This window comes from Alcanivorax limicola, assembly GCF_019931215.1.
GTDB classification, from domain to species: Bacteria; Pseudomonadota; Gammaproteobacteria; order Pseudomonadales; family Alcanivoracaceae; genus Isoalcanivorax; species Isoalcanivorax limicola.
This window is the reverse complement of the sequence record NZ_JAIOUB010000001.1, coordinates 862,631-880,371: the sequence shown is the minus strand read 5'-3', so window position 1 is coordinate 880,371 and position 17,741 is coordinate 862,631. Positions and strand designations below refer to the sequence as shown.

Sequence of the window (17,741 nt, the reverse complement as noted above, 5' to 3'; positions counted from 1 at the left end):
CCTTACTGCTTATGGCCTCACGGCATGATGCGCGTGCGTCAGGCAGCTTCTTCGTCTTTCTTCTTCGCCGCAGTGTGGAAGAACTCCGGTTCGAAGGCATCGGTCAGCAGGCAGTCATAGCGCATGGCATCGTATTCCCGGATGCCGGCGATATCCTGCTCCCGGATGATGCCTTGCGACGCAGCGGATGCCAGCTTGTCGTCAATGTTGTCACCAGCTAGCTTGTCTTTGCTGTCCGCTTTCAGAAACGCCTGCCATGCCTCATCCACTTCCAGCAGCTTGCGGTAGGTCATTTCCACGCGACCGGTGCTGTCCTCCGGATCTTCGGAAATATAGGTGTAGCTGCCGAAAATCTCGCGCACGCTGGTGGGTTCCATGATCATGTCGCCCAGCTCGCGGATCAGATCATCCGAGGGCGGTGCCACCACACGGCCGGTGGGGAAGGCGACGGTCTGGATCAGGCGCGAGATAAAGCGCGCCGGGAAGTTGCGATAGAAATCGAACAACGCTTCCTCGGCGGCATGCAAGGCCCGCGTCAGGGCGTACTGGGCGTGGGCATCCTGGGCACGATCGCTCGGCTGTGCCGCGTGATACATCAGAATGCTTGATGCCAGCAGCAACTGGCTGTGGCAATCGCCCAGCCGCGCCGACAGCAACTCGCGGCGCTTGAGGTCGCCGCCAAGAATCGCCAGTGCCACATCAGACGTGACCGCCAGTGTGGCGCTGAAGCGATTCAGCAGACGGAACCACGGGCGACTGAAGTCGCTGGCATTGTCCGGGATGGTGGAGAAGCGTGCATTGGTCACGCCGTGCAGTGCCATGCGCACGCCACGGCTGAGGGTATAACCCGCGTGTTTGAAGAACAGCGGATCAAAGCGTTGCAGGCCCTCATCCTTGTCTTCTGCCGTCAGTGTTTGCAGTTCGTCAAACAGATAGGGGTGGCAGCGCATGGCGCCCTGGCCGAAGATCATCAGCGAGCGCGTCAGGATGTTCGCGCCTTCCACCGTAATGGCAATGGGAATCGACTGGTAAGGCAGCGCCATGAAGTTGCGCGGCCCCAACTGGATGGCACGGCCACCGCCCACATCCATGCCGTGATTGATCAGCGTGCGCATCATCTCGGTGGCGTGATACTTGGCCATCGCGGTCATGACCGCCGGGATGCCGTCTTCCAGGCCCTTGGTGACCAGGTGGCGCTGTGATTCGAGAGTGTAGGCCAGCCCGGCGATTTCTGCCGTGGCTTCCTGTACCCCTTCGAACTTGCCGACTTCGATATTGAACTGACGACGAATGCGCGCAAAAGCGCCGACCATGCGGTAGCCCATTTCACCGCTGGCGGTCGCCAGTGCAGGCAGGGAAATACCACGCCCGGCGCCCAGGCATTCGATCAGCATACGCCAGCCTTTGCCGGCCATGTCTTGCCCGCCAATGATCCAGTCCAGCGGAATGAAGACATCTTCCCCCATGATCGGGCCGTTCATGAACGGCGAACCGGGGTAATGACGGCGACCGATCTGGACGCCGGGATGGTCGGCAGGAATCAGGGCACAGGTAATGCCGTAATCGCTCTTGCTCTTGTCGCCCAGCAGGCCGTCCGGGTCATACAATTTGAAGGCCAGACCGACCACGGTGGCCACCGGCGCCAGTGTGATCCAGCGCTTGGAGAAGTTCAGGCGCAGGCCGACCACGGTCTTGCCGTCGTGCTCGCCTTCGCAGACCACGCCGGAGTCGGGAATGGAGCCCGCATCCGAACCGGCTTCCGGGCCGGTGAGGCCGAAGCAGGGCAGTTCGGTGCCGTCGGCCAGACCGGGCAACCAGCGGGTTTTCTGCTCGTCGGTGCCGTACTTCATCAGCAGTTCGCCCGGGCCCAGCGAGTTGGGCACCATGGCCGTCACCGCCGTCGTGATGGAACGGGTGGCGATCTTGCTCATGACGCGGCTCTGCGCATAGGGGCTGAAAGCCAGGCCACCGTACTCCTTGGGAATGATCAGGCCGAAGAAGCGCTTGTCGCGCAGGTATTGCCAGACGGCTTCCGGCAAATCCTTGAGATGATGATGGATTTCCCACTCATCCAGCATGGCGCAGAGTTCCTGCACCTCGTTGTCGATAAAGGATTGCTCTTCGGCAGTCAGTGTCGGCATCTTGATGTTGTCGAAGGTGTCCCAGTCCGGTTTGCCACAGAACAGGTCCTTCTCCCACCAGGTGCTGCCCGCTTCGAGCGCTTCGCGTTCGGTATCACTCATGCTCGGCATGGTTTTCGCGAGCAGGCCGTAAACGGGCTTGCTGATGATCGCCATGCGCAGCGGTGCCACATTCAGCAGCACCAGTACCAGCACGAACGGAATGACCAGCAGCGGGTGAATCAGCGCCGGCGAGAAAAAGCCGAGCAGGATCCAGGCTACCGCGATGGCGATCGACCCGCCGCGCAGGGACACCTCGCGATAGAGCAATATTGCCAGCAGGCCAAAAAGAAGTAGTACAGATATAAGCAGATTCATAACGGTCTCCGAGACACGTGAACGCTTTCATACTAACGTACCGCTACAGGGATTGTATGAAAAAGGCGTAAAAGCCCGGCGAGCGTGCACGATGCGAAAAAGCGGCGGCATGGCGTACAATCGGCGCACCGCAAGAGGAGGCCATGCCGTGCAAGCAGGACAGCAGAGCAATACGTATACGCTTGATGTGAACGAACAGAACCTGACCGCGCTGCTGGAGCGCTCGCAGCAGGTGCCGGTCATCATTGATTTCTGGGCACCCTGGTGCCAGCCGTGCCAGCAGATGGCGCCGGTATTGGACAGGCTGGTGGCCGAGCAGGCCGGCGGCCTGATCCTGGCCAAAGTGAATGCGGACGAGCAACAGGCCATTGCTGCCCAGTTCGGCGTACGCAGCTTGCCGACGCTGAAACTGGTGTTTCAGGGGCGTCTGGTGTCGGAACTCAGCGGCCTGCAGACCGAAGCGGCACTGCGCGAGTGGCTTGCCCCGGTGCTGGGCGACGCCCAGGACGAGGACAGCCAGCAGGAGGCCTTTGCCGAACGCATCCGCGAAGCCATTGCGGCCGGGCATGGCGCAGAAGCGGAGCAGGCGCTGCGCCAGGCACTGACCCAGGAGCCGGAATTGCACACCCTGCGCGCTGTGCTGGTGGAATACCTGCTCGGCGAAGGTCGCCGCAGTGATGCCGAATCGGCTCTGGCGGAAGCGGCGGAGGACGTGGAGGTATTGCGTCCGTTCCGTGCGCGTTTCGCGCTGCTGGACGAACTTGGCGACAGCACCGCCACCAGCCTGAAGGACCTGTCAGCCCGGTTGGCCGCTGAGGCCACACCGGAGGATCTGTATGCCTACGGTCTGCAAGCGGCGGCGGCGGGGCAATTTCGCGAGGGGCTTGAGGCGTTGCTGACGCTGTTACGGGACCATCCGGGCTATCGTGACGGCATTGCCCGCGCGGGTTTGCTGAAGATTTTCGAGTGCCTGCCCAAGGGCGACCCGCTGGCCAGTGAGTACCGCCGGCGCATGTTCAACTACCTTTACTAGCCGCGCAGCATGTGGGCCTGACACCGGCGGCGAACGGGTCAATTTGACCGGCTCGGGGGCTATTGCCTCCGCCCCCGGGGTTCTATATGGTACGGGAATGTTTCGAACGAGCGTTTGAATGGGCGCTCGGAAACCCGGTTGAAAAGCCGGGTGTCGAAGCGCCCTCAAACACCAAGGAGAAAGCGATGAGCTGCGAATTTCTGTCTGACGAGTGGTTTGCCAAAGTAGATGAGCTGCGTGCTGCAGCCGGTGACATTGAAGCCCCGGCCGCACTGGCTGATCTGGTGATCAACATCACCATCGGCACCGACAACGGCGAGAAGCAAATGGCGCTGGTTGGCGGCATGCTGGAGCAAGGCCACCACGCCGACGCACCGACCACCATGATCCTGCCGGCTGACCTGGCCAAGCGCATCTTCATCGAAGGCGACCAGTCTGCGGGTATGCAGGGCTTCATGAGCGGCCAGATCCGCGTTGAAGGCGACATGAGCAAACTGATGGCGCTGCAAACTGCACAGCCCACCGGCGCGCAAGTCGAGCTGATGAAGAAAATCCAGGAAGTGACTGCCTGATTCTGGCGTCATAGCCTGACGGAATACGTGCCGGCGTTTGCGCCGGGCGGTCATTCCCCGAAGAAGCCCCTTATGGGGCTTTTTCTGTTTCTGGCGCTGATGCCCTGCCATCAATAATGCAACTGGCCACCAGATCGCCGGTGACATTGAGCGTGGTGCGGCACATATCCAGAATCCGGTCGACGCCGATGATCAGGGCGATCCCCGCTGCCGGAATCCCCACGCTGCCTAGCAGCATCGCCAGAATGATGATGCCGATGCCCGGAGTGCCCGGCGAGCCGATCGACGCACCCACTGCCAATACCACCACCAGCATCAGGCCGGACAGGCCGATATCCACCTGGAAGACCTGGGCCAGGAACACCGTGGCCACCACCTGATACAGCGCGGTGCCCGCCATGTTGATGGTGGTGCCCAGTGGCACGACGAAGCGCGCGACCTCCGGGCGTACCCCGAGGCGGGTTTCCGCCGTTTGAATGGTTAGCGGCATGACCGCAGCGGAACTGGAGGTGGAGAACGCCAGCAGCATGACATCCCGCGCGTGGCGCAAGAACGTGAATACCGGCGCCCCCCGCAGCAGGCGATACAACACCAGATACAGGACCAGCATCAGCAACAGCGCGAGGATCACCGTCAGCACATACACGCCGAGCCCGAGCAGCGCGTCGACCCCCATGCGCGTCGTCAACTGGGCCATCAGGCCGAACACCGCGAACGGCACCAGATACATGGCCCAACGCACCACCACCATGCTGAGTTCCTGCACCGCACCAAGCAGGTCGAGCAGTGGGCGACGCTGGTCCCGGGACAGCGTCGCCAGTGCCACACCGGCGAGGATGGCAAAGACCACCACCTGCAGCATGTTCTGCTCGACACTGGCCTGCAGCGGATTGGTGGGAATGATACCGGCCAGTTGATGGGGCAGGTCCATCAGCGAGGGCTGAGTGCCCTGGGTGACCGGGGTGGCCTCCGGCAAGCTACTGCCACCGAGATATTGACCGGGGCGTATCAACAGCACCGTGGCCAGCCCGATCGTCACGGCGGCAAGCGTGCTGAGCAGAAAAAACAGACCGGTGCGCAGCCCGAGACTGCGCAGGGATTGCATGTCGTCCGAACTGGTCATGCCGAGAATGATGGAGGCGATGACCAGCGGAATAACGATCATCTGCACCAGTGACAAAAAGACATAGCCGGGCAACGCCAGCCAGTTGCCGATCAACAGTGCCGCCTCACCACTGACCAGGTTACCGGTGGGCCCGAGCATCAGTCCGGTGCCGGTCCCCAGTACCATGGCCACCAGCACCTGCGCCCAGAGCTTGCCGCGCACGAAACCGGTCAGCCGTGCAGACAGGCGAGCGATGGAGGGGCGGCGGCTGATCGGTGGGCGGGGCATTTGTCGGGAGTCGGTCATGGTGGTGGGTCAACTCTTTGTGAAAGCACGTTACACGGTAGCGCAATAAGAACATATTTTGCATCGGCCATGTTGCGTGGCGTGCACAGCTGTTGCATGGTCGGAATCAGAAAATGGTTGCGGCAGGGAGAGACAGATGCGGGCAGGACAACGAATGACATCCGTGGAGCAGGCTGTTGACGAGGTGGTGCGACGCACCGGTGGCGACATCCGTCTGGGGTTGCCGTTGGGGCTGGGCAAGCCGAATCGATTCGTCAATGCACTTTATCAACGTGCGGTACGTGACAAGAACGTGCGCTTGAACATCTTCACCGCACTGTCATTGGGCCGCCCGGTGGCGGGGAGCGATCTGGAGAAGCGCTTTCTGAAACCGTTTGCAGAGCGCATTTTCGGTGATTACGAAGAACTGGATTATCTGCTGGATCAGCGCCGCGGTGCATTGCCGCCTAACGTGACCGTGCAGGAATTCTTCTTTCAGCCCGGCAGTCAGCTGGGCAACAAGAACGCACAACGCCACTACATCAGCAGCAACTATACCCATGTAGCCCGCGACCTGAACGCCGCCGGTGTCAACGTGGCTGCGCAGATGGTGGCCGTCAGCGAGCAGGCGCCCGGGCAGCTCAGCCTGGCCTGTAACCCGGAAGTGTCGCTGGACCTGATGCCATTGCTGGAAGCACGCCGTGCTGCCGGTGAGGTCATTCTGGCCCTGGCGCAGGTGCACCATGATCTGCCGTTCATGGGGGGCGATGCCCTGGTGGACGAAACCCTGTTCGACATGATCATCGACGACGAGGCGGCGCAGACGCGCCTGTTCAGCACGCCGAACATGCCGGTCAGCCGGCAGGATCATCTGGTCGGGCTGCACACCAGCACGCTGATCCGCGACGGCGGCCTGCTGCAGATCGGCATTGGCGCCCTGGGCGATGCGCTGGTGCATCATGCGCTGCTGCGCGAACGCGATAACGCCTTCTATCAATCGGAAACCCGCGCCTTCGGTTGTGATCGCTTTGCCGGATTGATCGAGCGTGAGGGCGGGCTGAACCGTTTCGAAGACGGCCTTTACGGGTGCAGTGAAATGTTCACCCACGGGCTCATGTCCCTGGTGGACGGTGGCGTGATCCGTCGCCCGGTGTTTGCTGATGAAGCCCTGCAGGCGCTGATCAACAACAAGACGCTGCGCCCGGAGGCCAGCCTCGCGAGTCTGGATACACTCTGTGAGGCCGGCATCATTGCGCGCCACCTCAGCAAGGCGCATCTGCACTGGTTGCAACGGTTCGGGTTTTTACCGGATGACCTGCGGCTGGACAAAGAACAACTGATCCAGGGCAAGGTGACGCTGGCCAACGATCTGTTTGATGAGGACACACGGGCCGCTTTGGCGCCGCAACTTCGTGGGCCATTGCGCGGCGGCATCATCATGCACGGTGGCTTCTTCCTGGGGCCCGCGGCGTTCTACGAGCGCCTGCGCACACTGCCGCCAGCGCTGGCGGCATCGATCAACATGACGCGTATCAGTTTCATCAACCAGTTATACGGGGATGAAGCGCTCAAGCGGCAACAGCGCGGCGCTGCGCGCTTCGTCAATACGGCGTTCCAGGCGACGCTGCTGGGTGCGGCGGTGTCCGACCAACTGGAGGATGGCCGTGTGCTGTCCGGCGTGGGGGGGCAGTACAACTTTGTCTGTCAGGCTCACGAGCTTGAGGGCGCGCGCAGTATCCTGATGCTGCGGGCCTGGCGTGAGCGTGGCGGCGAAGCGGCCTCGAATATCGTGTTCTCTTACGGGCACAACACCATTCCGCGACACCTGCGGGATATTTTCGTCACCGAGTACGGTATTGCGGACCTGCGCGGCAAGAATGATGCAGACGTGGTAGCGGCCATGCTCAATATCAGTGACAGCCGCTTTCAGGATGAATTGCTGGAGCAGGCCGTCAACGCGGGCAAGATCAGCGCCTCCTGGCGTGTGCCCGAGCCGTTCCGCTACAACACACCGGAGAAGCTGGCAGAAAAAGCCGCGCGGCTGGATCAGGACAAGGCGTTTCCGCGCTTTCCGCTGGGCTCAGACTTTGACGACACCGAGCAGGTGCTGCTCAGCGCGCTGGGCTGGCTGAAGGAAAAGGCAGGACAGAAATCCTACCTGGAGCTGGGCCGTGAAGTGATTCGCGGTGATATTGATGACAGCCGTTACCTGCCTTATCTGACGCGCATGCAGCTGGCGAAAACCGGCACCTTGCGGGAACGCTTGCAGCGCCGTCTGGTCACCGCAGCACTTGCCACGGTGCTTGACCCGACTTGATCAGATTCAATCAACCGGTGAATCAGCTCTCGTCGTCCTTGCCGGACTTGCCCGGAGGAGGATGACGGCGGGCTGACTCCGGCACCTTGACCCGGCCGCGCGGGGTACCGGTCATGGCTTTCCAGAATGGAATGCGGCGCGTCAATGCGGCAACCTCATTGACGGAATCGCTGATGCCGGAAAGCCGATCCACGGTGTCGCGAATGCCCACCAGATCATCCACGTGCTCGGAGATCCGGAATACCACCATGTAGAACTCCAGCAACGCCCGCAGCACTGATGCCAGCACCAGAAACGTCAGCGGTGCGGCAAAGAAAAAATAGAACACGCCGCGCCAGGTGGACTGGAAGAAAGCTTCCACGGACAGATAAATCAGCCCCAGGCCGATGGCCGTCAATGCCAGGCCATAAACACCTGGGATTACCTGAATGATCATGTATTTGTCGAAGCGAAAATTGAACAGCTCGCGCCAGTACTGCACCACCCAGATGATGCCCAGACGTACTTTGTCGCGCAGGCTTTCTACCTGAAAATCCCGTTTTTCTACCATTTTGCGTACTGCTCCTCGACAAAACCGTACAGGTTGCGAATCGCGATAGTGCGTCCGTCCTGCAGCGTCACGGTACCCTGGAAGCGACCGAAAAGCTGATTGAAGTTGCTGGCAAAGACACCCAGATTCATACGTTCCCGATGATTGCCCAGTGGTTCGAACTGCAGATCAACCTGACCATCGCCAGTGCGGATGCGCCAGGGCGTCAGCAGGTTGTCCCGGTCGTACTCGAACGCGGTGGTATCCACCTTGATCAGCTGACCGTCCAGCCACAGGCAGTTTTCGGTGAAGCTGGTTTCATTGACACCGCAGGACAGGTTCAGGCCGATGTGCTGTCCGTCACTCTGACCACTCAGGCAGGCCCAGTTCCAGAACGTCTGGCGGCGCATGTAGCCGGCAGAAAAGTCATGGTGGCCGCAGGCGCCGATAGCTGCAAGGTCGACAGCGTCCGAACCAGCACCCTGCCGGAGCGTGCCGGTGACCGGCACGCCCGCTACCTTGTTTGCATACACCCAGCCGTTGATGCCAGTGCGTGTGCACAGGGACATGGGTTGGTAGGCCGGTGTTTCTGCCATGCGCACATCCAGCTGCAGGTCCGGCAATGTCACCGACAGGGTTTTCACCCGCGTCTCGTCTTCCACGGCATAGCCCATCTGCAGCCGGTTCTTGCCTTGCTGGAAAACACTCTGCCCGCCCACGGGCGATGACGACATGGTCAGCGCCTGGCCCAGAGGCGAGCGCCAGGTGTGCTCCCTGAGTTTGCCGGTGGCGGGCTCGAAGACATAGAAGAAGGCAATGCCGATCCAGCCTGTATGTGCCAGCGCGCAGCCCGCCAGCAGCGTATCGCTGATGACGCCGAAGTACTGGAATTGCTTGTAATGAAAATGCTTCGCCAGGCGGGACGCCGGCCGTCCCATGGGGGTGCGATAGTCGTAATCACGACCGTTGATGTCCGCGACGGAATGGCTGAAAAAGCCGAAAGGCACCTGGCCGTTGTCAGCGACCAGTTGCGCTGGCGGCGGGTTGTGGTTTGACATCGTGGATCCCCGTTGCGCATGCCAACTGGCATGCAGGCGCCAAATGATCAGCCGCTGCGCGACTGGCCAGGCGGAATAATGAAACCCGGTGTGGAGGCCGCTTCCGGTTGTGGACGCCAGAGCACCATGACCGGCCGGTTCTGTTGAAGAACATAGTCAATGATGGCCGGGCGAGCAAGCCAGTTGTCGCTATTGTCTGACAGCTGAGCCGCATTCAGCCAGGCCGACTTCGGCAAGGGGAGAAACTGACCCGCCGGAGGCAGGTGATCCAGCGCCCACCATCGGCCACGCAGATGTCCAGGGGCGGCCTGGGCCGGGGGGGCTGACGGGAAGGTGTTGTCGGCACAGCTCTCGGCATAGCTTTCTGCATAGCTTTCTGTATAGCAAAGCATCCCCCGACTGAATAGCCGCTGCTCGGTCACCGCCCAGCCTTGTGCGGCGAGCAGGGCGCGGGTGGCCGGGTGGTGCAGCAGCGGCAACTGATGGTGCAGGGTGCGGGCATGCTTTTTCGCCAGGGTATCCCGTGGGTCCGGGCCCGGCCAGTTATCCGGCCCCATGCCGAAATAGAATTTCAGCGTCACTTCCCAGTGCATCAGCACATCCCGTTGGCTGTCGTGGACCAGCATGTCCAGCTCGCCCAGGGTGCGCTGGCCGTCGTGAATGACCAGATTGCGCGTGACCAGGGTCAACGCGGGGCTGGCCGCCACCGCATCGGCTACCAGGTTTTCGAACAACCGGCCAAGCCGCGCATCATGATCCGTGCGCAGGGGCAGCGCCGGTAGCGTTGGCGCCAGTAATTCAGCGGCATCCGCCACACCGTGCAGCAGCGCCGGAGCGCGCAGCCAGGCCACCGGGTTCAGGGGAAAAGACGTCATGGGCAAAGTGTTCGGCATGAGTGTTTACCCCTCACCATACGTCAAGTGCGCGCCGGGTACATGCCCGGCACCGCATTTGCCGGCATATCGCCCGCCGCCGTAAACGTTTGTGGTGCATGTGTCACCGGGGCTGGGCAGCAACCGCAAGAGCCGCTAGATTGATCTGGCGCGCTACACATAAAAGCGAGACAAAAAATGCACGATTACCTGATCGTCGGCGGGGGTTCGGCGGGCGCTGTGCTGGCCAACCGCCTGTCTGCCGACCCGCAATGCAACGTACTGCTGCTGGAGGCCGGTCCCAGCGACTGGAACCCCTTTATTCATATGCCTGCCGGTGTCGGCGAGCTGCTCAAGCAGCGCTGGACCAACTGGTATTTCGATACGGCGCCGGAGCAGGACATGCAGTCCCGGCGTCTTTACTGGCCGCGCGGCAAGGTGCTGGGCGGCTCCAGCGCCATGAACGGCATGATCTACATTCGCGGCCACCGCAATGACTACGACCGCTGGGCCGCGCTGCCCGGCTGTGAGGGCTGGGATTACGAGACGGTGCTGCCCTGGTTCCGCAAATCCGAAGGCTATGCGGGCCCGGAAACCGGACGTGAGAGCACCTGGCATGGCCGGGACGGCGAGCTGGGTGTGTCGCCACCCACCTCTGGCATGGCGCTGTTCGACGTTTTTCTGGAAGCAGGGCGGCAGGCTGGCTTTCCGGAGACGGAGGATTTCAACGGCGCGCAACAGGAAGGCGTGGGCTGGTATCAGGTCACCATTCGTGACGGCGTTCGCCAGAGCACCGGGCGCTGTTTTCTGCCGGTGCCGGTGCGCAAGCGCCCTAACCTGACGATCCTCACCGGCGCCCATGTCACCCGGTTGCTGCTGGACGGTGATCGGGTCACCGGCGCGGAAGCGAAAGTGGGGCGCCGCCTGCGCCAGTTCAGCGCCCGTGAGGTACTGCTGTGTGCCGGGGCCGTGCAGTCACCCCAGGTGTTGATGCTCTCCGGCATCGGTGATCCGGCAGCGCTGGCGGAGCATGATATTGCCGTGCAGCACGCGCTGCCCGGCGTCGGCAAGAATCTGCAGGATCATCTGGATGTGACTGTGCAACACCATTGCACACAACCGGTGACGCTGTTCGAACAGACCCGGTTCCTGAAAAAGATGGCCACGCTGCTGCAGTACATGCGCACCCACACGGGTCTGGGCACCACCAATGGCCTGGAGGCCGGTGCGTTCCTGCGCACGCCACTGGCGGGGGAGGAGCCGGATATTCAATTGCACTTTATTCCGGCCTTCATGCTGGACCATGCCCGTGAGCAGGGGCCGGGCCATGGCTATATGTTGCATGCCTGCCAACTGCGGCCGAAAAGCCGCGGGGAAATCGGGCTCTGGTCCGCCGACCCGTTTGCTCCGCCGCGTATCCAGCCGCGCTATCTGAGCCACCCGGATGACATCAAGGTGATGGTGGAAGCGGTGAAGATCTGCCGCACGCTGTTTCGGCAACCGGCGTTCAATCCGTTTCGCGGCGAAGAGCATATGCCGGGGCCGAGGGTGCGGAGTGATGAGGACATTGCGGACAGCATTCGTCGCCATGGCGAAACGATCTATCACCCGGTGGGCACCTGCCGCATGGGCGCGGCGACGGACGAACAGGCGGTGGTGGACAATCAGTGCCGTGTGCACGGGCTCAAGGGGTTGCGCGTGATCGACGCCTCAGTGTTCCCGCAGCTTCCCGGCGGCAACACCAACGCACCGACCATCATGGTGGCGGAGAGAATGGCTGCCGTACTGCGGGGTGAGTCGGGCGTCTGACATGGCACCCCAAACTACACATCAGGGGCGCAACACCATGCTGTTCATGTAGCGGGCGCTCATGAGCAGCTGCTCGGCGTCCATGTCCACGAACACCTTGCGGATGACGCCATGAGTGGCCTTGCGTGAGGTGGTCAGCGCCACGGCCGCCATCTTGCGCATGACGGGCCCGAAGCCCAGTAACGACACGGGCTTTTCGAAGTACCAGTACAGCGCCACATCGGTGAGGGTGTGCAGCGCCTCGGCCAGCGTGGCCACGGCTTTGTTGTGCTCACCTGCTTCGGCGAGGGCGCAGGACTGCGCCAGTTGCTGCGCCAGGGATTCCTCCACCGGGAACGCTACGTACCAGACCTCGTTGCCGTCCTTGTCGGGCACCATGATGCGCATCTCTTCCATATAAGCCGCCGTCTCCCGGTGCTGGGCCAGATCGAGCTTGCGCGAGGCGCGCTTGATGACCATGGCACCGGCCTTGCCGATGGTATCGGTGGCCACCCGGATCACGCGCTGCATGCCGGGGCTCAGACCGATCAGCCGGGCGGGTTCCAGGAAGAATACCGCCAGCGACTCGTCAATGAATGCCTCCATGATGGTTTCCAGTGTTTCCGGCTCCGGCCGTGCCTGGGCGCTGGCCATGCGCTGGATGAAGCCGTCGGTGTGGCGGTGCAGGTGGTCGCTGGAGGGGAAAGCAATCAGGGGTTTGGAACGCGGTGCGGACATGCGGACATTCCTTGTTCGAGTTATAAGGGTGCAAGCGCCCCATTCTGGTGCTCCCTGCGATACCCTGCCAATGATCCCGCTGGCCCGGCCGGGGGTACTTTTGGTCAGTGCTTCCTTTCTGGCGCTGAATCTCCGATCATGCGCAACCCGGACAAGCGGAGGTTGTCATGCATCCCCTTATCACGCCCGATGTCGAGCAGCTGGAGCGCTGGCTGCACCAGGCAGGCATCGAGTTCTATATCTGCGATCAGTGCCACGGTCTGCACCTGACCAGCCTGCAAGAGCGGGACGGGGTGGTGGATGCGCGTCTGTTTGTCGAGCAGGAGGGTATTTTGCTGAGCACGGAGCTGGAAGTGCGTCCCTCCAGCCTGTTCCTGGTGCAGGCCGATCTGACCCGCCTGAACATGAGCTTCCCGGTGTTGAAACTGTTCCTGGATGTGAACGATGACAGCCTGCCGCGTCTGGTGGCCTGCGACATGCTGCTGACCCGCAATGGTGTCAGCTATGAGCAGTTTGTCTACTTTGTGCAGGCCTGCGTCGACGCGTGCCTGCAATTGCTGGACGACTGCCAGCAGACCGGGTGCCTGATGTGGCCAGAAGAGCAGGACGCCAATGACCTGCCGCCGCGAGGCGCGCTGCATTGAGGCGCCATCAGTGAGCGACCTGCCAATTCCGGCGATATTGACAGGCGCCAGCGCTCACGCCTTGCCGGAGGTCTCCCCCCAATCGGCGCAGTTGTCAGCGCCCGTGGCGACAACCGCGCCGCTGATCAGCCCGGCATCAATGATGGCGGACCTCAGCCCGTCCGAGCAGATCATTGCCGGTCTGGTGCGCAACGGTTACGCGGTGGTGCCGGATTATTTGCCGCCGAGGCTGGCCGGTGCACTGCGGCGTGAAGCGATTCGCCGTGATCGGCGTCATGAGTTCGCCCTTGCCGCCATCGGTCGTGAGGATCAGCGGCAACAGGATGCCAGCGTGCGGCGCGACCGCACCTGTTGGCTGACCGGTGACTCGCCGGCCCAGCAGGCATTGCATGCCGACCTCGAGCAGCTGCGTCAGGGTATCAACCGCGCGCTGTTTCTCGGATTGTTTGACCTTGAGGCACACTTCGCCATTTATCACCCGGGCGCTTTTTACCGGCGACACCTGGATGCTTTCCAGGGCAACAATGCGCGGATTGTCTCCATGGTCCTGTACCTGAACCCCGGCTGGGTGCCTGCCGATGGGGGGTGTCTGCGCCTGTGGCCCTCGCCCCGTGCGCGCCGCCCGGCGTTTGATGTGGCGCCGGTCTCCGGCACCCTGGTGTGCTTCCTCAGCGAGCAGATTCCCCATGAAGTACTGCCTGCTTTCAGTGACCGCCTCAGTATCGCCTGCTGGTTCCGCCGCAACATGACAACGGCTGAGCGGACTGATCCGCCTGTTACGGGTTAATAACCGGTGGTTATCAAAAAAAACCTGATATAGCGAAGCGGTCTAGCGGTGAGCCCGCTATTCACCCCCTGTTGGCGGCATACTGATCCATGATGATCAGAGGAGGGTGTGATATGAAACGTTTCTATTACATGACCAAATCACTGTCCAGCGTGCTGGGTATCCATCATGATCTGGAAGAGGCGGGCATTGGCCACAATCGCATGCATGTGATGGGCAAGAACAACACCGTGCTTGAGGCCGCCAGTGTTCATACCACCACGCCGTGGGAAGAAACCGATATCATGCACAGCGGTTTTATCGGTGCGGTGGGTGGCCTGATTGCCGGGCTGCTGATCGGGTTGATTCTGGTTGGCTGGCAACCCTTCGGTATCATGCTGGGTAGCGTGACGGTGATTGCATCAACGGCTTTCTTTCTTTGTCTGGGTGCCTGGTTTGGCGGCCTGGTCGGCATCTCCCGGCGCAATCACCATTTGCAGAAATTCTTGCCCGACGTGGCCCGTGGCGAATATCTGGTGATGGTGGACACGGACGACAGCAACCAGGAACGGCGCGTGCGCCGGGTCATGGGCGAACGTCACCGCGAGGCGCGTGTTGCAGGCGAAGAAGACGGCTACAGTCCGTTTTTCTGAACCGGGTTTGCCGCAGGGTGCGCTGCGTCTCTACAGACTGTCGAGATGCAGCGCCACATCCAGCATGCGTTGGCTGAAGCCCCATTCGTTGTCGTACCAGCTGATCACCTTGATCTGTTCGCCCAGCACTCGGGTCTGTGTCAGGTCGACGATGCTGGAGAAAGGGTTGTGGTTGAAGTCGCCGGATACCAGCGGATCATTGTTAACCGCAAGCACGCCGGCAAGGTCGCCGTTGGCGGCATCGGTCATCGCCGCATTGATCTCTTCGCGGGATGCTTTTTTCTTCAGCACACAATGCAGATCGACCATTGAAACGTTCAGGATCGGCACGCGCACGGCCATGCCGTCGAGCCGGCCCTTGAGATGGGGCAGCACCAGGCTGACGGCCTCTGCCGCACCCGTGCGTGTGGGGATCATGTTGACCGCTGCCGCGCGAGCGCGGTACATATCACCATGGGCCTTGTCGATCAGGTTCTGGTCGTTGGTGTAGGCATGGATAGTGGTCATTTGCCCGCTGACGATGCCGAAGTGATCATCCAGCACACGCACCACCGGGGCCAGACAGTTGGTGGTGCAGCTGGCGTTCGAAATCAGTGTGTGATCCGCACCAAGCGCATCATGATTTACACCATAGACGATGGTCATGTCGGCCCCGCTTACGGGGTAGCTGGCCAGTACGCGCGCGGCGCCCGCTTCCCGATGAGCCGCGAGTTTGGCCGCCGATTTGAGGCGGCCGGAGCATTCGAGTACCAGATCCACATCGAGCGCTCGCCAGGGCAGGGCGGCGGGATCGGTATGCCCGGAACAGGCGATACGCTGCCCCCCCACAATCAATGCGTCGCCATCCTGTGTCACCGGTGTCGTAAAGGGGCCGTGTGTGGTGTCGTGGCGCAACAGATGCGCCAGCATCTCCACCGGTACCGGATCATTGATGGCAACCAGTACCAGTTGGTCCGCCAATCCGCGCTCATGAATCGCCCGCACCAGACAGCGACCGATGCGTCCGAAGCCGTTAATGGCTATCCGCAACATGGCATACTCCTGTTAAACTGTTTCCTCCATAGTGCGACACGTTACCGCATTTTGCATCAAGTCGTTTTACATCTCTGGCATCAACGTTGATGATGATGTCTGGGGAATGAAGTGCCACCGGAAAAGAAGAAACAATGCCGGATGCAGCGACCATTGATACGTTAATTGACACCATGATGCCGGTTGATGGCATCAGTGGATTGATGCTGCCCTTGTTGTTGGGGGCGCTCACTGCGCTGTTGCTCTACCACCGTTACCAGATGCAGCGCCACCATGATCGTCATCGCCAGGACGCGCATAATCTTGCTGTGTTGTCCGATCATGATGCCCTGACCGGCTTGCCCAATCGTGCCTGTTTCGAGCGGCAGGCAGTGCAGTATCTGCAACGCAATGAGACCGCCTTGCTGGTATTTCTCAACCTGGACGACTTCAAACTGATCAACGATTCTCTGGGCCATCGGGTGGGCGATCAGACCCTTCAGGTCACGGCGCGGCGTTTGCGGGAAATGGCGGGGGAGTCGGCGCTGGTAGCGCGCTACAGTGGTGATGAATTTGTCCTGCTGCTGCCGGCGTTCGCCGAGGGCAGAACAGTCGCCTGGGCGGATCGTCTGCTTGCCATCATGCGGCAGCCCGTTGTGTTCAATGATCTGGAATTGATGCTCAGCAGCAGCATCGGGCTGGCGCGTTGGCCACAGGACTGTGCTATGCAAAGCGGCACTGACAGCCCGGAAAGTCAGACAGAAGTGCAGGTGGAAAGTCTGATACGCAGTGCCGATCTGGCCATGTGTGAGGCCAAACGGGCGGGCAAGAACAAAGTCTGCAGCTACCATGCGCGTTTGCTGACGGCCCAGAATCATACGGCAGATATTGCTTCGCGCTTGCGGCGGTTGAATCCGGACGAGGAGTTGTCGCTGGTGTTCCAGCCGCGCATGGAGCTGGCCACCCGGCAGCTGCGGGGTGCCGAAGTGTTGTTGCGTTGGCGCACCGCCGAGGGTGAACAGATATCGCCCGCCAGCTTTATCCCCGTCGCCGAGGAAACCGGTCAGATATTGCGTCTGGGCTACTGGGTCATGGAGCAGGCTTGCCAGGCGCTGGCGCGCTGGCCCGTTCAGGCCGATCCGCTGGTGCTGTCCATCAACCTGTCGGCTCGCCAGCTGCTGGATGCGCATCTCGTGGACCGCATTGAAGCGCTGCGGGAGCGCTATCATCTCAGTGCGGCGCAACTGGAGTTTGAAGTCACCGAGAGCTCCGCCATGGGGGATATGGTCGGCGCCCTGCATGTGCTGGGGCGTTTGCGCGCCCGGGGCTATGGCCTGTCGCTGGATGACTTTGGCACCGGGTTTTCGTCCCTGTCGCACCTGCGCAGCCTGCCGGTGGACACCCTGAAGATAGACCGGTCCTTTATCTGCAATCTGGAAAACGAGCGGCTGGACCGGGTGCTGGTGGCCAGCATCATCGAATTGGCGGGTAACCTGGGCCTGCGGGTGCTGGCCGAGGGTGTGGAGACGCTGGATCAGCTGACCCTGCTGGATTCGCTCGGCTGTGACGAGGTGCAGGGTTACTTCATCGCCCGTCCCATGCCCGAGGCAAGCTTCCTCGAGGTGCTGGTGCAGCGCCCGGCCTGAGGGGGTAACACGCCGCGAATGACTTGCAAGACGCGCCGCCATTCGCCACAATGCCGCCCGCCTGTCCCAGGGTCGCAAGGCCGTAGTCGGCGACAGGTTTTAATGGTGGCCCCGTCGGTCCCCCCGCAATGATCAGCTGTGAACCCCGCCAGGCCCGGAAGGGAGCAACGGTAGCAGTGACATCGTGTGCCGGGGTGTGGCTGTCGGGGCCACCTCCATTTCTGCT

The 17,741-nt window shown here is 61.6% G+C and carries 15 protein-coding genes and 1 other RNA gene; 9 read left to right on the top strand and 7 right to left on the bottom strand.

Annotated elements, in window-relative coordinates; translation table 11 throughout:
• Positions 1-38: 38 nt before the first annotated feature.
• On the bottom strand, positions 39-2,498 hold the full coding sequence (locus K8B33_RS03860) for an acyl-CoA dehydrogenase (RefSeq protein WP_223423514.1): 2,460 nt from the start codon (positions 2,496-2,498) through the stop codon (positions 39-41).
• Between the two features lie 148 nt (positions 2,499-2,646).
• Here K8B33_RS03860 and K8B33_RS03855 point away from each other — a divergent pair, with 148 nt between their 5' ends.
• Together K8B33_RS03855 and K8B33_RS03850 are read left to right on the top strand one after the other, a co-directional pair.
• Positions 2,647-3,531, top strand: coding sequence for a tetratricopeptide repeat protein (locus K8B33_RS03855; protein ID WP_223423512.1), 885 nt, complete (start codon positions 2,647-2,649; stop codon positions 3,529-3,531).
• A gap of 185 nt (positions 3,532-3,716) precedes the next feature.
• Positions 3,717-4,103 (top strand): SCP2 sterol-binding domain-containing protein, encoded by a 387-nt coding sequence (locus K8B33_RS03850; protein WP_223423510.1) that lies wholly within the window; start codon positions 3,717-3,719, stop codon positions 4,101-4,103.
• Positions 4,104-4,173: 70 nt separating this feature from the next.
• Here the strand turns inward: K8B33_RS03850 and K8B33_RS03845 are convergent, their stop codons facing one another.
• The gene (locus K8B33_RS03845; protein ID WP_223423507.1) at positions 4,174-5,514 is read right to left on the bottom strand and encodes a dicarboxylate/amino acid:cation symporter; all 1,341 of its coding nucleotides are present in this window, start codon (positions 5,512-5,514) and stop codon (positions 4,174-4,176) included.
• Positions 5,515-5,668: 154 nt separating this feature from the next.
• Between K8B33_RS03845 and K8B33_RS03840 the strand changes: the two genes are divergently transcribed.
• A complete protein-coding gene (locus K8B33_RS03840; RefSeq protein WP_223423505.1) occupies positions 5,669-7,810 on the top strand; it encodes an acetyl-CoA hydrolase/transferase C-terminal domain-containing protein in 2,142 nt (713 codons plus the stop codon).
• A 22-nt stretch (positions 7,811-7,832) separates the two neighbouring features.
• Here K8B33_RS03840 and K8B33_RS03835 read toward each other — a convergent pair whose 3' ends face one another.
• Genes K8B33_RS03835 through K8B33_RS03825 form a run of 3 tightly spaced genes read right to left on the bottom strand, consistent with a single transcriptional unit; the run spans position 7,833 to position 10,290 of the window.
• The gene (locus tag K8B33_RS03835) at positions 7,833-8,360 is read right to left on the bottom strand and encodes a DUF4282 domain-containing protein (RefSeq protein WP_223423502.1); all 528 of its coding nucleotides are present in this window, start codon (positions 8,358-8,360) and stop codon (positions 7,833-7,835) included.
• On the bottom strand, positions 8,354-9,397 hold the full coding sequence (locus tag K8B33_RS03830; protein WP_223423499.1) for a DUF2804 domain-containing protein: 1,044 nt from the start codon (positions 9,395-9,397) through the stop codon (positions 8,354-8,356). The genes K8B33_RS03835 and K8B33_RS03830 overlap by 7 nt, the downstream gene beginning before the upstream one ends.
• A gap of 47 nt (positions 9,398-9,444) precedes the next feature.
• Positions 9,445-10,290, bottom strand: a complete 846-nt coding sequence (locus K8B33_RS03825; RefSeq protein ID WP_223423497.1) for a DUF1853 family protein — start codon at positions 10,288-10,290, stop codon at positions 9,445-9,447.
• A 177-nt stretch (positions 10,291-10,467) separates the two neighbouring features.
• Between K8B33_RS03825 and K8B33_RS03820 the strand changes: the two genes are divergently transcribed.
• The gene (locus K8B33_RS03820) at positions 10,468-12,078 is read left to right on the top strand and encodes a choline dehydrogenase (protein WP_223423494.1); all 1,611 of its coding nucleotides are present in this window, start codon (positions 10,468-10,470) and stop codon (positions 12,076-12,078) included.
• Positions 12,079-12,099: 21 nt separating this feature from the next.
• Here K8B33_RS03820 and K8B33_RS03815 read toward each other — a convergent pair whose 3' ends face one another.
• On the bottom strand, positions 12,100-12,795 hold the full coding sequence (locus K8B33_RS03815) for a hypothetical protein (RefSeq protein ID WP_223423492.1): 696 nt from the start codon (positions 12,793-12,795) through the stop codon (positions 12,100-12,102).
• A 167-nt stretch (positions 12,796-12,962) separates the two neighbouring features.
• Between K8B33_RS03815 and K8B33_RS03810 the strand changes: the two genes are divergently transcribed.
• The 3 genes from K8B33_RS03810 (at position 12,963) to K8B33_RS03800 (ending at position 14,858) form a co-directional block, all read left to right on the top strand.
• Complete coding sequence (locus K8B33_RS03810) at positions 12,963-13,439, top strand: type III secretion system chaperone family protein (protein WP_223423490.1); 477 nt, start codon at positions 12,963-12,965, stop codon at positions 13,437-13,439.
• 10 nt (positions 13,440-13,449) lie between these two features.
• The gene (locus K8B33_RS03805) at positions 13,450-14,226 is read left to right on the top strand and encodes a 2OG-Fe(II) oxygenase (RefSeq protein WP_223423488.1); all 777 of its coding nucleotides are present in this window, start codon (positions 13,450-13,452) and stop codon (positions 14,224-14,226) included.
• Positions 14,227-14,339: 113 nt separating this feature from the next.
• The gene (locus K8B33_RS03800) at positions 14,340-14,858 is read left to right on the top strand and encodes a cytidylyltransferase family protein (protein ID WP_223423486.1); all 519 of its coding nucleotides are present in this window, start codon (positions 14,340-14,342) and stop codon (positions 14,856-14,858) included.
• A gap of 30 nt (positions 14,859-14,888) precedes the next feature.
• On the opposite strand, the gene gap is transcribed toward K8B33_RS03800, so the two are convergent.
• Positions 14,889-15,890: a type I glyceraldehyde-3-phosphate dehydrogenase gene (gene gap, locus K8B33_RS03795; RefSeq protein WP_223423483.1), complete on the bottom strand. Its 1,002-nt coding sequence runs from the start codon at positions 15,888-15,890 to the stop codon at positions 14,889-14,891.
• A gap of 134 nt (positions 15,891-16,024) precedes the next feature.
• On the opposite strand from gap, the gene K8B33_RS03790 reads away from it, so the two are divergent.
• Positions 16,025-17,515, top strand: coding sequence for a putative bifunctional diguanylate cyclase/phosphodiesterase (locus tag K8B33_RS03790; protein WP_223423480.1), 1,491 nt, complete (start codon positions 16,025-16,027; stop codon positions 17,513-17,515).
• Positions 17,516-17,627: 112 nt separating this feature from the next.
• An RNA gene (ffs, locus tag K8B33_RS03785) (signal recognition particle sRNA small type) lies at positions 17,628-17,724 on the top strand.
• Positions 17,725-17,741 lie beyond the last annotated feature (17 nt).

What these genes read in the sequence shown, in the direction of transcription:
- K8B33_RS03860 (WP_223423514.1), bottom strand. Translation starts at nt 2,498, where the DNA reads ATGAATCTGCTTATATCTGTACTACTTCTTTTTGGCCTGCTGGCAATA.
- K8B33_RS03850 (WP_223423510.1), top strand. Translation starts at nt 3,717, where the DNA reads ATGAGCTGCGAATTTCTGTCTGACGAGTGGTTTGCCAAAGTAGATGAG.
- K8B33_RS03845 (WP_223423507.1), bottom strand. Translation starts at nt 5,514, where the DNA reads ATGACCGACTCCCGACAAATGCCCCGCCCACCGATCAGCCGCCGCCCC.
- K8B33_RS03840 (WP_223423505.1), top strand. Translation starts at nt 5,669, where the DNA reads ATGACATCCGTGGAGCAGGCTGTTGACGAGGTGGTGCGACGCACCGGT.
- K8B33_RS03835 (WP_223423502.1), bottom strand. Translation starts at nt 8,360, where the DNA reads ATGGTAGAAAAACGGGATTTTCAGGTAGAAAGCCTGCGCGACAAAGTA.
- K8B33_RS03830 (WP_223423499.1), bottom strand. Translation starts at nt 9,397, where the DNA reads ATGTCAAACCACAACCCGCCGCCAGCGCAACTGGTCGCTGACAACGGC.
- K8B33_RS03825 (WP_223423497.1), bottom strand. Translation starts at nt 10,290, where the DNA reads ATGCCGAACACTTTGCCCATGACGTCTTTTCCCCTGAACCCGGTGGCC.
- K8B33_RS03820 (WP_223423494.1), top strand. Translation starts at nt 10,468, where the DNA reads ATGCACGATTACCTGATCGTCGGCGGGGGTTCGGCGGGCGCTGTGCTG.
- K8B33_RS03815 (WP_223423492.1), bottom strand. Translation starts at nt 12,795, where the DNA reads ATGTCCGCACCGCGTTCCAAACCCCTGATTGCTTTCCCCTCCAGCGAC.
- K8B33_RS03810 (WP_223423490.1), top strand. Translation starts at nt 12,963, where the DNA reads ATGCATCCCCTTATCACGCCCGATGTCGAGCAGCTGGAGCGCTGGCTG.
- K8B33_RS03800 (WP_223423486.1), top strand. Translation starts at nt 14,340, where the DNA reads ATGAAACGTTTCTATTACATGACCAAATCACTGTCCAGCGTGCTGGGT.
- gap (WP_223423483.1), bottom strand. Translation starts at nt 15,890, where the DNA reads ATGTTGCGGATAGCCATTAACGGCTTCGGACGCATCGGTCGCTGTCTG.
- K8B33_RS03790 (WP_223423480.1), top strand. Translation starts at nt 16,025, where the DNA reads ATGCCGGATGCAGCGACCATTGATACGTTAATTGACACCATGATGCCG.